Consider the following 14,565-nt stretch of genomic DNA (forward strand, 5'->3'; position numbering starts at 1 on the left):
GTGGTATTAAAAAGAAGCATTCTCCTTATTACATCCATAAATAGGGTATACCTATACCAAATGTAGTTATAAATACAAACAATAACTATTAATACAAGACTTATCTTTTTGGAATTGGAAGGTAGTAGTTTGATTGTGTCATTGGAAAACAATAAGAAAGCTTATAAACAGTAAAGAAGTTGTTATAAACTGAAAAGCGCATTTTTTATTTTCCACTTAGATAAAAGACAAAATATCAGATTATTAGTAAATCTTTAATAGTAAATTGGGATCAGGGCAGTTTTCTAAATAGTAATCCAGCTTGTTTTTATTGCAAACTCCTGGATAATCTCCATAATTATCTTCTATATTTTTTATAATTTGGAAATGCAAATGCGGAGCATAATCACCATTTACGCTATTATCTCCCAATGTTGCCAATTGTTGTCCTTTTGAAAAAGAATCACCGTCTTTGACAAATGCAATACTTTCTAATGACAAGTGGCCATATAAAGTATAAAAAACATGCTTTTTTAATTGGTGCTCCAGAATAATTGTTGGACCGTAATCTCCTAAATTATTGTTGTATTGAAAACTATGGACTTTTCCATCCAAAGCTGCCAAAACAGGGGTTTCTGCCTTTATCCATAAATCCAATCCGATGTGAATATTACGTTCCTTTGCATTTGGATTATTAAAAACAGTACTTCGTTTATACAAATTACGAATTTCGTTGTAACCACCATACGCCACTTTTGCTTTGTTTTTATTTAATATATGTTCTACATAAGTTTCAAATTGTGAAGAATCAGTAATGTTCAGTTGATTCAATTCTAAATTGGAAGCCGATAAATCCAATGAAGTGTATTCTGAGTAGGGGATAGTGCTATCAATTACTTTGATGTCATTTAAATCTAAAAATAAAGTTTCTAATGGTCCCATATAAAATAGCGCTTATAGTTTTGAATAAAGATAAAAAAAATCCCATTTGCTCTGGCAAATGGGATTTTGAATATTACATTTTAATTTTAATACAAACTTGGAAATTTCGAAGGATTTACTTCATGCATCATTTCATACACTTTTTCGTAAATGTCTTCTGCTGAAGGTTTTGAAAAATAATCACCATCTGTTCCGTAAGCAGGTCTGTGTGCTTTTGCAGTCAAAGTTTGTGGTTTACTGTCCAAATGATTGTAGGCATCTTGTTGCTCCACGATTTGTTGCAAAATGTAAGCGGAAGCTCCACCAGGTAAATCTTCATCAATAACCAATAATCGATTGGTTTTGGCTATACTTTTTACAACATCTTGATTGATATCAAACGGAAGCAATGATTGTAAATCGATAATTTCGCAATCAATACCAACTTCAAATAATTCTTTGGCGGCTTGTTCCACTAATCTCAATGTAGAGCCATAAGAAACAAGCGTGATATCAGTTCCTTTTCTCAATGTTTCCACAACACCAATTGGAGTTTTGAATTCACCGTAGTTCAAAGGTGCTTTTTCTTTTAATCGGTAACCGTTCAAACATTCGATAACCAGAGCAGGTTCGTCACATTCCAATAAAGCATTGTAAAAACCAGCTGCTTGTGTCATGTTTCTTGGAACTAAAACATGGATTCCTCTAATGGCATTGATAATCATCCCCATAGGAGAACCGGAATGCCAGATTCCTTCCAAACGGTGACCCCTTGTACGTATAATAAGTGGTGCTTTTTGTCTACCAACAGTTCTGTATTGTAAAGTAGCCAAATCATCACTCATGATCTGAATAGCATACAATAGGTAATCCAGATACTGAATTTCGGCAATTGGACGTAGTCCTCTCAGCGCCATTCCTATTCCTTGACCTAATATAGTAGCTTCACGAATCCCGACATCGGCAACTCGCAACTCACCATATTTCTCTTGCATTCCTTCCAAACCTTGGTTTACATCACCAATATTTCCTGCATCTTCTCCAAAAATTAATGTTTCCGGATATTTCGAAAAAATGGCATCAAAATTATCTCTCAAAATCATTCTGCCGTCAGTATCTTCAGTGGCATCACTTGGATATTGAGGTAAAACTTCTTTAACTGAAAAAACGTTTTTATCCGACTGAGAAAATAAATTGCTACTGAATTTAGGTTGTGTTTTTTTGATATAATTAGTAATCCAACTGGATAATTCTAATTTATCTTCTTCATTGATAATCAAACGCAATGTTTTTCGTGCGACTACCATTATTTCCTTTTTCAAAGGAGATTTGATACTTTTTAGAGTCGCAGCATTTCTAAGAATTTCTTCTTTTTTGTCACTTGTTACAGCTATTCTTTCTAAAATAGCAACTAATTCGTTTTGCTCTTCAACTATTGGTCCAATAAAAGCATTCCAAGCGGCTTTTTTACCTTCGAAAACTTCCTTTTTAACTTCCAAATCAATAGCCTCAATCTCTTCCGGTGACGCAATATTGATGGCAATCATCCATAATTTCATTTGACGAATACAGTCAAAATCTTTTTCCCATGCCAATCGGGCAGCATTTTTATATCTTTCGTGTGAACCAGAACTAGAGTGTCCTTGAGGTTGTGTAAGTTGATCAACGTGAATTAAAACTGGAACGTGATTTTCACGGGCGATTTCAGCTGCTTTTTCATAAGTCGCAATCAAATCAACATAATCCCATCCTTTTACTTTTAGTATTTCAAAACCATTCGAATTTTCATCTCTTTGGTATCCTTTTAAGATTTCCGAAATACTTTCTTTGGTGGTTTGGTGTCTTGCATGTACAGAAATTCCATACTCATCATCCCAAACACTCATTACCATGGGAACTTGTAAAACTCCGGCTGCGTTTATGGTTTCAAAAAATAATCCTTCTGATGTACTTGCGTTTCCAATAGTTCCCCATGCAATTTCATTTCCATTTACAGAAAATTGGTCCGAATTTGGAATGCCGGGAACGTTTCTGTATATTTTTGACGCTTGTGCCAGTCCTAGTAATCTTGGCATTTGCCCCGCAGTTGGGGAAATATCGGCACTAGAATTTTTTTGTTGTGTTAAGTTTTTCCAAGATCCGTCTTCGTTCAAACTATGGGTTACAAAGTGCCCCCCCATTTGTCTTCCTGCAGACATTGGCTCTAAATCAATATCAGTATTACCATATAGACCGGCAAAAAATTGTTCAATAGTCAATTCACCAATAGCCATCATAAAGGTTTGATCGCGATAATATCCTGAACGGAAGTCTCCGTTTTTAAAGCATTTGGCCATGGCAAGCTGTGGAACTTCTTTTCCATCTCCAAAAATACCAAACTTGGCTTTTCCAGTTAATACTTCTTTACGTCCTAATAAACTACACTCTCTGCTTACTATGGCAATTCGGTAATCATTTAAGACTTCTGTTTTAAAATCTTCAAATGTTAAACTAGTATTGACTTTCTCTTTTATCATAATTTAAAAGTATAGCTTTAATGGTGCAAAAGTAATCAAAAACTACGTATATATCATTATGTGATTCTGTATTTTTATAATTTTTTATGAAATAATTTCCAATAAATTGAATGTATTTTTATGATATATTTAATTTAAACTTAAAAAATCATGAAATAGTTTAATATTTTAAAGTTTTTGTTTTGAATTAAAACCATTTTCGGGTAAAAAGATTAATTAATGATTTTGGGTTAAAAATAAGTATAAATCGTATTTTTTCACTGTAATTTTTTTGGGTTGCTTCAAATCCATTCGAAGAATACACAGGAAAGAATAATTCGAAGTAATCTTGAACCAAATTAAGCCGTATTCCACTATCATAAACAAAGCTATTATGAAACCCTTTATTTTTTACAAAACCAAAATCAGCATAGGCATCTACCCAATTCCATAATAGACTATAGCTCAGATTTGTCGTTGCTAGCCATTGATTGGATTCAGAAGGACTAACGAATGATTTGAAACCTCCTTGTCCCATAATGTATTGTTGACTTAATAAGCCAGTTTCATCGGAGCGTGCATAAAGAGGATAATCAAACAAATAATCATTTACTCTGGAAACCCCAAAATTATAGTTTTGAGTGTTATTGCTGTTGTATAAAAACGTACCAACAAATGCACGAACATTAAAATAACGATTATCATTAAACAGCTTACGATATTCCATTTCAGCTGATATTTTACCAAAATAACCTGAAAACTGTACATCGGTCAAGAATTTAACATGACTGGTAACCTCCGTTTTAACATTAGAATATTTAAGGTTCAATATAGAATAATTGTCTGTACTATCAATTACTGTAGCAGAGGGCTCTTTGTAAATGATATTGTATTTTACAAATATGGCTTGTTTTCTATTATCTCTGTAACTGGGTTCCCGAAAGTATAATGACAAACTTGGATATAATTTTAAATAAGCGGCATCATCGGCATAATGATAATATGAACCATTCAAAGAATAGCGCATATTATATAATTTACTCTCTCTTAAATAATGATTCAGGATAAATTGATAACTACCCACAATTGATTTGGTATTGATGGAGTACATTGGATTCAAAACAAACATAAACGGTTTGTCAAAGAAACTATAATTGTAAAAACTGATTCCAGGTGCAAATCCATCGTATTTATTGTAAAATAAAGTGGGAACATAAAATAATTGGGAGCGGTGTGGATCCTCTAAATCCTCAAAAAAAGTAAGTTTCAATGGACGATTAAGTGAAAAAGAATACAATGATTTCCAATTGTTTCTCAAATTAAACTCAGGTACTTCGTTCTTGTAATTCAATACCAGTTTATCAATACCTTTTCTCTCAAAAGTAAGCGTAGTATCTATTTCATTAGTCTCAATCCATTTTTTGAAAATAATTTGTTTGTCTTTGATACCGAATAGTGGTATTGGGACCAATGGAACTCCTTTGTTTTTTACGCTAAAAGTAATGCTGTCTTCCGTTTTGGAAAAATCTCCAAATTTATAATCAATTGGCTCTCGGCTATCGATAATGTATTTAAAAAACCAGTCTATATTTTTTGGCGCTTTTGATTTCAATATATTTTCAAAATCACTCCTGTTCGTTTGCCCTTGTTTATTGAGTTCTTGAAATTGCTGAATCCCGGACAAAACCAAATCATTTCCAAGGTAATCATTTAGATACTTTAAACTCAAACCAGCCTTATATTTGTTCGCAATTTGCACGTTAAATTTTATTAATGTGTTTTTTGGCTCATTAAGTGCTTGGTCTAGATTTTTTCGTGCCATCAACATATAATAATAGCTGTATTGCTCATTGAAATCAGTTTGCGCCATTTTGAATCCCCTGAATAGAAAAAACTTAGAAGCCGATCCCATCATCTTACTTTCAGGATTATATTGGTCAATATAATTCATCATGGTAAACACCTGAATACCGTCATAAATCCAATTGTCTTTTCTAGCATCAAGCAGCAAACTATTTTTAAGAAAATTATTCAAATAAGTTTTTAGAAATTTTATTTCGAATATAAAATCAGAATGAAAAGGACGCATGAATTTTGGTAATTGATTTAGCCCATAAAACGGATTTTTATCGTAATCTTCCTCCGAAACGATGATTTTGCCAAAAGGATATTGTCCGATTTGAGTATTGGCAAAATCAACCACTCGTTTTATAATTGCTGTTTTCAATGAGTCATCAAATCTTCCTGAACTTAAGTTGGTCATGACTTCAAAATCACCAATTTTATATTTTCTGTAACTTGACTCTTTTTCAATAATTAGATCAAAATCGGTTCTGTTCTTTCCTGAAAGATTGACATCTGTTTCTTGTTCGGTTGCGGTAAAATTATTAACTGTTAAATCTGTTGTTACGGTGTTTTTATTGTTGATTTTTAAATCAATATCAAAATCCGAAACTCCATTTGCAATATCGTCAAGGCTTTCATTACTGTATTTAATGAATTGATGATTCTCATAACGGGCGGGGGTAAGGAACCAGTTTTTGAGATGCATACCGTATTTTTCAAAATGTCCGTACTTGGTAAATTTGTTGCTCGGAATCATTGAAACATACGTGAGATTCAATTTTACCTTTTGACCAGGGGGCAATATTCGATGCAATATAACCTTTATATAATCAGGATTTTTTTTGGTTCTTTCCCATGTGAAAACATTTTTATCTTTATCCTCGATAATTAAATTAACGGTTCCACCGCGATCTTCAGCTAGTGCCATGTGAAACTTATTGTAGAATTCATCCGAAAAACGTTTTCCCAATGGACTCTCTCTATCCGAAAAAGCATTGTTCCAATCATTCAATACTATAGAAGTTAATGTGTCATTTGTTTGATTATAAAAGGTAATTTCTTGATCAACTGACAGTGTATTTGAATTCATGTTCACAGCAACAGTCATTTTGGAGTGATGCTGTGCATATTGCTTGTGGAAAACCAACAAAACAATTAAGAATAAGATGATTTTACCGTGAGTTTTCAATCTGGGGCAATATATAAGTTGCTAAAAAAGAATAAATCTAATACAATTTACAAAAAATTAAGAAAACTTCAGTATTTAATGGTCAAAATACACTAATAGACGCTAAATGAAAAAAGCCGTCTCGTCCACAAAAGACGAGACGGCTCTTTGTATTAAAAATTAGGACTTAAATCGTACTTTTTATAGAAATTATCGAGTACCGCAACTACTTCATCTTCCGTATCCACAATTTTGAATAGATTCAAATCATCAGGACTTATTGTGTGTTCCCTTTCTATCAACACTGTTTTTATCCAATCAATCAAACCAGACCAAAATGCAGTTCCCACCAATATAATCGGGAATTTGCCAATTTTCTTTGTCTGAATTAAGGTAATCGCCTCAAATAATTCGTCCAAAGTTCCAAATCCTCCTGGCATCACCACAAATCCTTGGGAATATTTTACAAACATCACTTTTCGAACAAAGAAATAATCGAAATTCAAGTTTTTATCCCTATCGATATATGGGTTAAAATGCTGTTCGAAAGGCAATTCGATGTTGAGTCCCACCGAAGTTCCTCCACCCAAATGCGCGCCCTTATTTCCAGCTTCCATAATTCCGGGACCACCGCCCGTAATTACGCCATAACCCGCCTTACTAATTTTAAAAGCAATTTTTTCAGCCAGTAAATAATAATGATCCTCCGGTTTTATCCTTGCCGAACCAAAAATAGTCACACAAGGCCCAATACGGCTCATCGAATCATATCCGTTTACAAACTCGGACATGATTTTAAAAATCGCCCAACTATCGTTTGTTTTTATCTCATTCCAAGTTTTTCTTTTTAATTTATCTTGGATTACTTTGTCTTCATCGTTGTCAAAATCTCCTAATCTCATATTTAATTTATTTTTTTGGAGCTATATTGTTTGTCAGTTCTCTTCGTTCATGTATTGTTATTCATTTCAAAGCACGCCCGATAGCGTGGAATTATAACTTCAATCGAGCGAAGTAAACTGATGTAAGGCATCCGTTTTTTAGTTTAACTTTTGTTCTGAAAATTAATCTTTGTCAAAGTTTTGAACTTTGACAAAGATGTTTAACTAAGATAATTCTTTTTTCAAAAACTGCGCTGTAAAGCTTTTTTTATTTTTCACAATTTCCTCAGGTGTTCCTTTTGCTATAAGCTGTCCGCCACCTTTTCCTCCTTCGGGACCAATATCAATAATATAATCGGCGAGTTTAATTACATCCATATTGTGCTCAATAATCAGGATCGTATTTCCTTTGTCAACCAATTTATTAATTACATCCATCAATACTCTAATGTCTTCAAAATGCAAACCGGTTGTCGGTTCGTCAAGAATGTAAAATGTATTTCCGGTATCTTTTTTGGACAATTCACCCGCCAGTTTGATGCGTTGTGCTTCACCTCCTGAAAGCGTGGTACTTTGTTGACCAAGCGTGATATAACCCAAACCAACATCTTGAATCGTTTTTACTTTTCGGTAAATTTTCGGTATATTTTCAAAAAAAGGAACGGCTTCATCAACGGTCATATTTAGTACATCCGAAATGGATTTTCCTTTATATCGAATCTCCAATGTTTCTCTGTTAAAGCGTTTTCCTTGACAAGTCTCACATTCCACATAAACATCGGGCAAAAAGTTCATTTCTATCGTTCGAACACCAGAACCTTCACAGGTTTCACAACGTCCGCCTTTGACATTAAAACTGAAACGTCCCGCTTTATACCCTCGAATCATGCTCTCGGAAGTCATTGTAAACAAGTTTCTGATTTCGGTAAAAACCTCGGTATAGGTTGCGGGATTGGAACGTGGTGTTCTTCCAATCGGGCTTTGGTCGATATCGATCACTTTGTCGATATGTTCCAAGCCTTCTATTTTTTTATACGGCATCGGAATTTTAACACCGTTAAAATAATAAGCATTCAAAATAGGGTAGAGGGTTTCGTTAATCAATGTCGATTTTCCACTTCCAGAAACTCCCGTAACGCATATCATTTTACCCAAAGGCAATTCAATTGAAACATTTTTCAGATTATTTCCCGTAGCTCCGGTCAGTTTCAGGAATTTTCCATTGCCTTCTCTACGTTTTTTGGGAATTTCCAATTTCATTTTTCCGTTCAAATACTGTGCTGTTATCGTATTTGAAGCCAAAGTTTCGGCCGGAGTTCCGATACTGATGATTTCACCACCATATTTGCCTGCTTTTGGACCAATATCAATCACATAATCCGCGCGTTCAATCATGTCTTTGTCGTGTTCTACTACAATTACCGAGTTACCGATGTCTCGCAATTGTTCCAAAGAATGAATCAGTTTGTCATTGTCTCTTTGGTGCAAACCAATACTCGGTTCATCCAAAATATATAAAACACCCACCAATTGCGAGCCAATTTGTGTCGCCAATCGAATGCGTTGTGCTTCACCGCCCGAAAGTGATTTGGAACTTCGGCTTAAGGCCAAATAATCCAAACCTACGTTCATCAAAAAGGCCAAACGGTCTTTGATTTCTTTAATAACCTCGGTTGCAATTCTTTTTTGTTTGTCGGATAAATGATGGTCAAGTCCTAAAAACCAAGCCGTCAAATCCGAAATATCCATATCGCACAACTCGGATATGCTTTTTTCGTTTATTCTAAAATAATTAGCTTCTTTTTTTAAACGGGAACCTTCACAAACCGGACATTTTACTTCATCCATAAATTCCTTGGCCCAACGTTTAATGGTTGTCGAACCACTTTCATCATGTTGGTTTTTTATGAAATGGGAAATCCCTTCAAAGTCAATTTTGTATTCGCGCGCAACTCCCAAAACTTCAGAATTGATGGTGAATTTTTCTTTTCCGCCATTCAAAATCATTTCCATTGCTTCGAAAGGAATTTTTTCTATGGCATCGGTCAATTTAAAACCATATTTCTCTCCTATGATTTCCATTTGTTTGAAAATCCAAGATGATTTGTATTCGCCCAAAGGTGCAAATCCCCCCGCTTTGATGGACAATTTAGGGTTCGGAATAATTTTGCCAACATTGATTTGATTGACAGTTCCCAATCCGTTGCAATGATCACAAGCTCCTTTCGGAGAGTTGAAAGAAAATAAATTCGGTTCCGGATTTTGATAGGATATTCCGGTAGTTGGACACATCAAATTCCTACTGAAATATCTTACTTCATTCGTGTCCTGATCCAAAACCATCAACACATTTTCGCCGTGATACATGGCAGTGTCGATACTTTCGGATAAGCGTTTTTCGTTTTCAGGGGTATCTTCGATAACCATTCTGTCCACAACAATCTCTATATCATGGGTTTTGTAACGGTCCAATTTCATTCCTGGAACTATGTCCAAAATATCCCCATTTACACGAACTTTCAAGAATCCTTGCTTGGTAATTTGCTGAAAAAGCTCGGCGTAATGTCCTTTTCTCGCCCGAATAACCGGAGCGAGAATATTGATTCGTTTCCCCGTAAAATCCTGAATAATCAAATCTTTGATTTGGTCATCGGAGTAGGAAATCATTTTTTCGCCTGTATTGTAGCTGTACGCATCGGCACCACGGGCATAAAGCAAACGCAGGAAATCATAAATTTCAGTAATTGTTCCTACCGTAGAACGAGGGCTTTTGCTTGTTGTTTTTTGTTCGATGGCAATAACAGGGGAGAGTCCGTCAATCTTATCGACATCTGGACGTTCCAAACCACCAAGAAACTGCCTCGCATAAGCTGAAAATGTTTCTACATAGCGGCGTTGTCCCTCGGCATAAATAGTATCGAAAGCCAACGAGGATTTTCCAGAACCCGAAAGTCCAGTAATAACTACCAGTTTTTCTCTAGGAATGGAAACATCTATATTTTTTAGATTGTGAACGCGTGCACCTTGAACTTCAATCGTATTGTCTGTATCTAGCATAATTTTTGCAAAAAAGCAAAGTTACCATTTTGATTGCTACTTTTGATAGAACAGTATGGAAGATTGTGTTAAAAAAAGAAAGGATTTATGATTTAACAATAACGATTTTATATTTCAGATTTGAAAAAATTGAAGCTCTTTAAAAACGAAAAGACTTCATTTTTTATGAACTTCTTGTGTTCGCGTGAGGGATAGACGGAAGCTACCAAAGTAGCCCAAATAGCCCGACGCTGTTCCTTAAATTACTGTATATAAGCCCATTTAAGGAACGGGGTCACGCCCAAATTATTCTATCGTCATCGATTTTAATTTTGTTCTATAAGCTTCGAGCGCAACAGATTTGGATATAAAACCATAATATTTATCATCACTTATGACAGGTAGAAAGGCTTTTTTGGAAGCTTCAAATTTGTCCATGACAATTTCCATACTATTGGAAGGATTTACAACTGCTACGGGTTGCACCATTATTTCTTTGACCAAAGTGTATTTCACTCTGTATGGATTGAAAATAATCTCCCGAATATCATTAAAATGGACAATTCCCAATAATCTATTGTCAGTTGAAACCACAGGAAAAATAACTTGGTTTGAGTGGGATATTAAATCAACCAATTTTTCAAGATTTTCATCTGGACTTATCTTCAGATAATCAGTTTGAATTATTGATTGTGTCTCTAATGTCGATAAGACGTTAGAATCTTTATTGCTGGTAAACGCATGTCCTTTTTTCGCAAGGTTCTTGACATCCAACGAGTGTGTTTCAAACCGTTTGGAAATGGCAAAACTGATGGAAGCAACAATCATAAGAGGAATCATCAATCCATAACCACCTGTTATTTCGGCAATTAAAAATATTGCCGTTAAAGGTGCATGAAATAATCCGCTCAAAATACCTGCCATTCCCACCATTGTAAAATTACCGACAGGTAAATTTGTCAAACCTATCAAATTCAATAATTTTGAAAAGAAAAAACCAACATAAGAACCCAAAAATAGGGAAGGAGCAAAATTACCCCCATTACCGCCACTGCCCAAAGTTATTCCAGTAGCAAAGGCTTTTAACATAAAGGAACAACCTACAAAAGCCAGTAGTGCCCAGGTGTTATTTCTAAATCCACTAAAAAAAGTATTTTCCATTAATTCTCCTGGATCACTCCCGGATAAGGTTCGGATACTTTCATAACCTTCTCCAAAAAGTGTTGGAAAAATAAATATTAAAAGCGCCAATATAGAAGCGCCAATCAACGCTTTTGTATAAAGAGGATATCGAATATGACCAAAAAAATGTTCTGTTCTTTGGAAATTTCGAGCATAAAAGACTGCTACAAAACCAGTAAATACGCCAAGAAGTATATAATATGGCATATTATGGTAATTGAAAGTTTGTCTGCTTGGGAAATTTAATAGTATCGATTCATCTAAGGCAATTGCCGATACTAAGGCACCAGTGGCAGCGGCTATCATTATTGGGGTAAAAGCCGAAATACTGACATCAACCAATAGAACTTCAATAGCAAATAGAACTCCAGCTATTGGGGCATTAAAGGCAGCTGCTATTCCGGCAGCAACTCCACAGCCAATGAGCAATGTTCTGTCTTTATATTGCAGTTTATATCTTTGGGCATAATTAGAGCCAAAGGCCGCCCCAGTAACTACGATTGGACTTTCAAGACCTGCAGAGCCTCCCAAACCTACGGTAAGCGAACTTGTCATGATTTGGGCGTACATCTGTTTCTTGGGAATAATACTCGCCTTTTTGGCTACAGCATACAAAATTTGTGAAGTTCCCTTTTCAATAGTTCCTCCCAAAAAACGTTTTACGACAAATACCGTAAGCATAATACCAATTACGGGTAATAATATCTTTATAATCCCTATCTTAAAAAAATTGGTATGAATTGTTATATAGGTAGCAAACCTGAAAACCCAATGGGCAAATGTTTTCAATATTATAACAGCTATAGCCGAAGAAATTCCAACTAAAACAGAGGATAAAAAGATAAATTGCTTTGGGCTGAAAGCAGATTGTGATAAAGCAAGCAGCTGTTCTATTTTTGAAAAAAACTTTTTAAACATTATCTCTTTAAAGTTGGTCTTTGACAAAATTAAGCTTTTTAATGCAAAAAGTACCAACTATTCCATCAAAGACATAGCATGTTTGGCAACAATTCCAAAATTATATCCTTGAGCTTCATCATAGCCTGCATAATTGATTGCGATAAGTTGACCACATTCATTGAATACAGGAGAACCACTGGCACCATGAGTAGAAGTTACATTATACTGCACACTAACACCGTCTGATTCTTTATTAATTTGACCTTCATAAACTTGGACTTTTATACCCTTGCGAGTGTTAGCCAATTGTAAGCCCATCGGATAGCCAATCAAAATTGCATTTGTTCCTGGTTTTATACTGGAATCATCTTTTACGGCATCATCTAAATCAACAATATCTGAAACCGAAGCTGGCAAACTTTCGCTTATCAATTGCAAAACGGCAACATCAACTTCATCTCCATCTGCTATTTTGAATACTTTGCATTGTAACCAATCGTCTTTTGAACCGTGCAGCGCTATACTAATTTCAACGGTTTTAGGAACAATTGATACATCATCAATGTTTGTAAATGTAATTTGGCTTGTTACAGCTTTTTCTTCTGTTTTATTATCTGAGATCAAATCATTTACTTCACTATTTACACTCGAAGAATCAACATTGGCAACAGCTGCGTTGTTTTCTGCTACAGCTTCTTCTTCAGAATAATCTCCTTCGCCTTCTTCATCATAGTAGTCATTCCAGTGTGACTCTAGATAAGTTTTATAGTCTTTTTTATCTATGGAATCAGGCAAAATAGATGCGATGTGGTCTTTTAAATCGCTAAAATCTTCATCTTTAGATTCAGTATACTTCCAAGGTTCCGCAACATGATGATTGGTAACTATTTTTCCATCCTCAGATACAAAAAATCCTGTTCCTGAAATTGTTTTTTCTCCCAATGAACTATCGTCAACAGAAATTTGGAAAGGTTCGGACCCTTTGATTGAAATTTGCAAAGCATAAGTGTGCTTAACAAGTACTACTGCATCTTTATATTTTTCATAAATCTGAGTTTGATTATTGAGGCAGATAACTTCTTTTTTATTGAATTTGGCCCAAATTCTTGGAACTATGATTAGTCCCAGAACAAATAGTATTCCAATGATTAATGCAATTTTTTTATTTCGGCCTTTATTATTCATTTGCACGATATTCTCGTTATTTTTTTCTTCTGAAGTTTGGTTTTCCAACATTGTATTTAATTTTTGAAAGCAAATTTAATAAAACAAAACGTACTAATTATGGAGTGCTTTGTTTTAATTGAAACTATTTGTGATTTTTTAATTAAGTATCGGAATATCAAATAATTGTATCTTTTAAAAACTTCTTAAAAAAGATCAATTCATCAGTTGTGATTATATCATACAACTGTTGTATCAATGGTTATGAGCTAAAAATGAAGGGTATAAAAACTATTTAATGTTTTTCAATGCTTCTTTTTCACTCAATTTTTTTAGATTGGAAGCGGACACAAAATCCTTCACTGCTTCGGGATTTGTTTTTGCATATTCCCGCAATGCCCAGCCAATGGCTTTTTGAATAAAAAATTCAGTTGAAGTTTTATGTTTCTCGCAGATCGATTTTAATAAATCAAAATCTGTTTTTTCTTTATAACCAAGCTGAAAAAGAATAGCGCTTCGATTCAGCCACATATTCTCTGAATTTGAAAAGCGACTAATTACAGCATCAGTTTCTAAAGGAAAGTGCAGCAAATAGCCGCCCAAAATAAATTTGGCAATAACATCAACACTATCCCACCAAGAATTTGTAATTATAAGTTTTTCGATAAGCTGAATATCCTCTTTTTTATACTTATTTTTAAGATTTTTAATCAGAATTTCTAGCGCACAGTAATGCAATTCCCTTTCTTTTTTAAAATACAATGACAATGCAATTTCTCTTGAATTATTAGAAACTTCTTTTTGGTTTTCAGTCCAAATAGCTTTGAAAATTCGTCTTCGGTCATCTGTTTTTATTCCGAAGAACTGAAAATTATTTTTCATGTATTTTGACATAGCAGCAGCATTTTCGGTATTGCCGTTTTCTTGGAAGGCTTTTTCTAAAGAAGGAATAAAATTCATAATAATTAAAAATTCAATGGGAATAACAATGACA

Annotated in this window: 8 protein-coding genes; all 8 read right to left on the reverse strand. The window is 34.4% G+C overall.

Features of this window, described 5'->3' with window-relative positions:
• Positions 1–243: 243 nt before the first annotated feature.
• Positions 244–921: a peptidoglycan DD-metalloendopeptidase family protein gene (locus DOS84_RS17360; RefSeq protein ID WP_111411372.1), complete on the reverse strand. Its 678-nt coding sequence runs from the start codon at positions 919–921 to the stop codon at positions 244–246.
• 86 nt (positions 922–1,007) lie between these two features.
• Entirely contained in the window at positions 1,008–3,416 is a 2,409-nt protein-coding gene (locus tag DOS84_RS17365; protein ID WP_111411373.1) for an alpha-ketoacid dehydrogenase subunit alpha/beta, read from the reverse strand.
• A gap of 187 nt (positions 3,417–3,603) precedes the next feature.
• Positions 3,604–6,429, reverse strand: coding sequence for a gluzincin family metallopeptidase (locus tag DOS84_RS17370; protein ID WP_341537937.1), 2,826 nt, complete (start codon positions 6,427–6,429; stop codon positions 3,604–3,606).
• 152 nt (positions 6,430–6,581) lie between these two features.
• Positions 6,582–7,310, reverse strand: coding sequence for an LOG family protein (locus DOS84_RS17375; RefSeq protein WP_111411375.1), 729 nt, complete (start codon positions 7,308–7,310; stop codon positions 6,582–6,584).
• Between the two features lie 204 nt (positions 7,311–7,514).
• Entirely contained in the window at positions 7,515–10,346 is a 2,832-nt protein-coding gene (gene uvrA, locus DOS84_RS17380) for an excinuclease ABC subunit UvrA (protein WP_111411376.1), read from the reverse strand.
• A 285-nt stretch (positions 10,347–10,631) separates the two neighbouring features.
• Positions 10,632–12,425 (reverse strand): chloride channel protein, encoded by a 1,794-nt coding sequence (locus DOS84_RS17385; RefSeq protein ID WP_111411377.1) that lies wholly within the window; start codon positions 12,423–12,425, stop codon positions 10,632–10,634.
• Positions 12,426–12,482: 57 nt separating this feature from the next.
• Complete coding sequence (locus tag DOS84_RS17390) at positions 12,483–13,643, reverse strand: S1 family peptidase (RefSeq protein ID WP_111411378.1); 1,161 nt, start codon at positions 13,641–13,643, stop codon at positions 12,483–12,485.
• A 219-nt stretch (positions 13,644–13,862) separates the two neighbouring features.
• On the reverse strand, positions 13,863–14,531 hold the full coding sequence (locus tag DOS84_RS17395; RefSeq protein ID WP_111411379.1) for a DNA alkylation repair protein: 669 nt from the start codon (positions 14,529–14,531) through the stop codon (positions 13,863–13,865).
• Positions 14,532–14,565 lie beyond the last annotated feature (34 nt).

The organism is Flavobacterium aquariorum, from assembly GCF_003254745.1.
Lineage (GTDB): Bacteria > Bacteroidota > Bacteroidia > Flavobacteriales > Flavobacteriaceae > Flavobacterium > Flavobacterium aquariorum.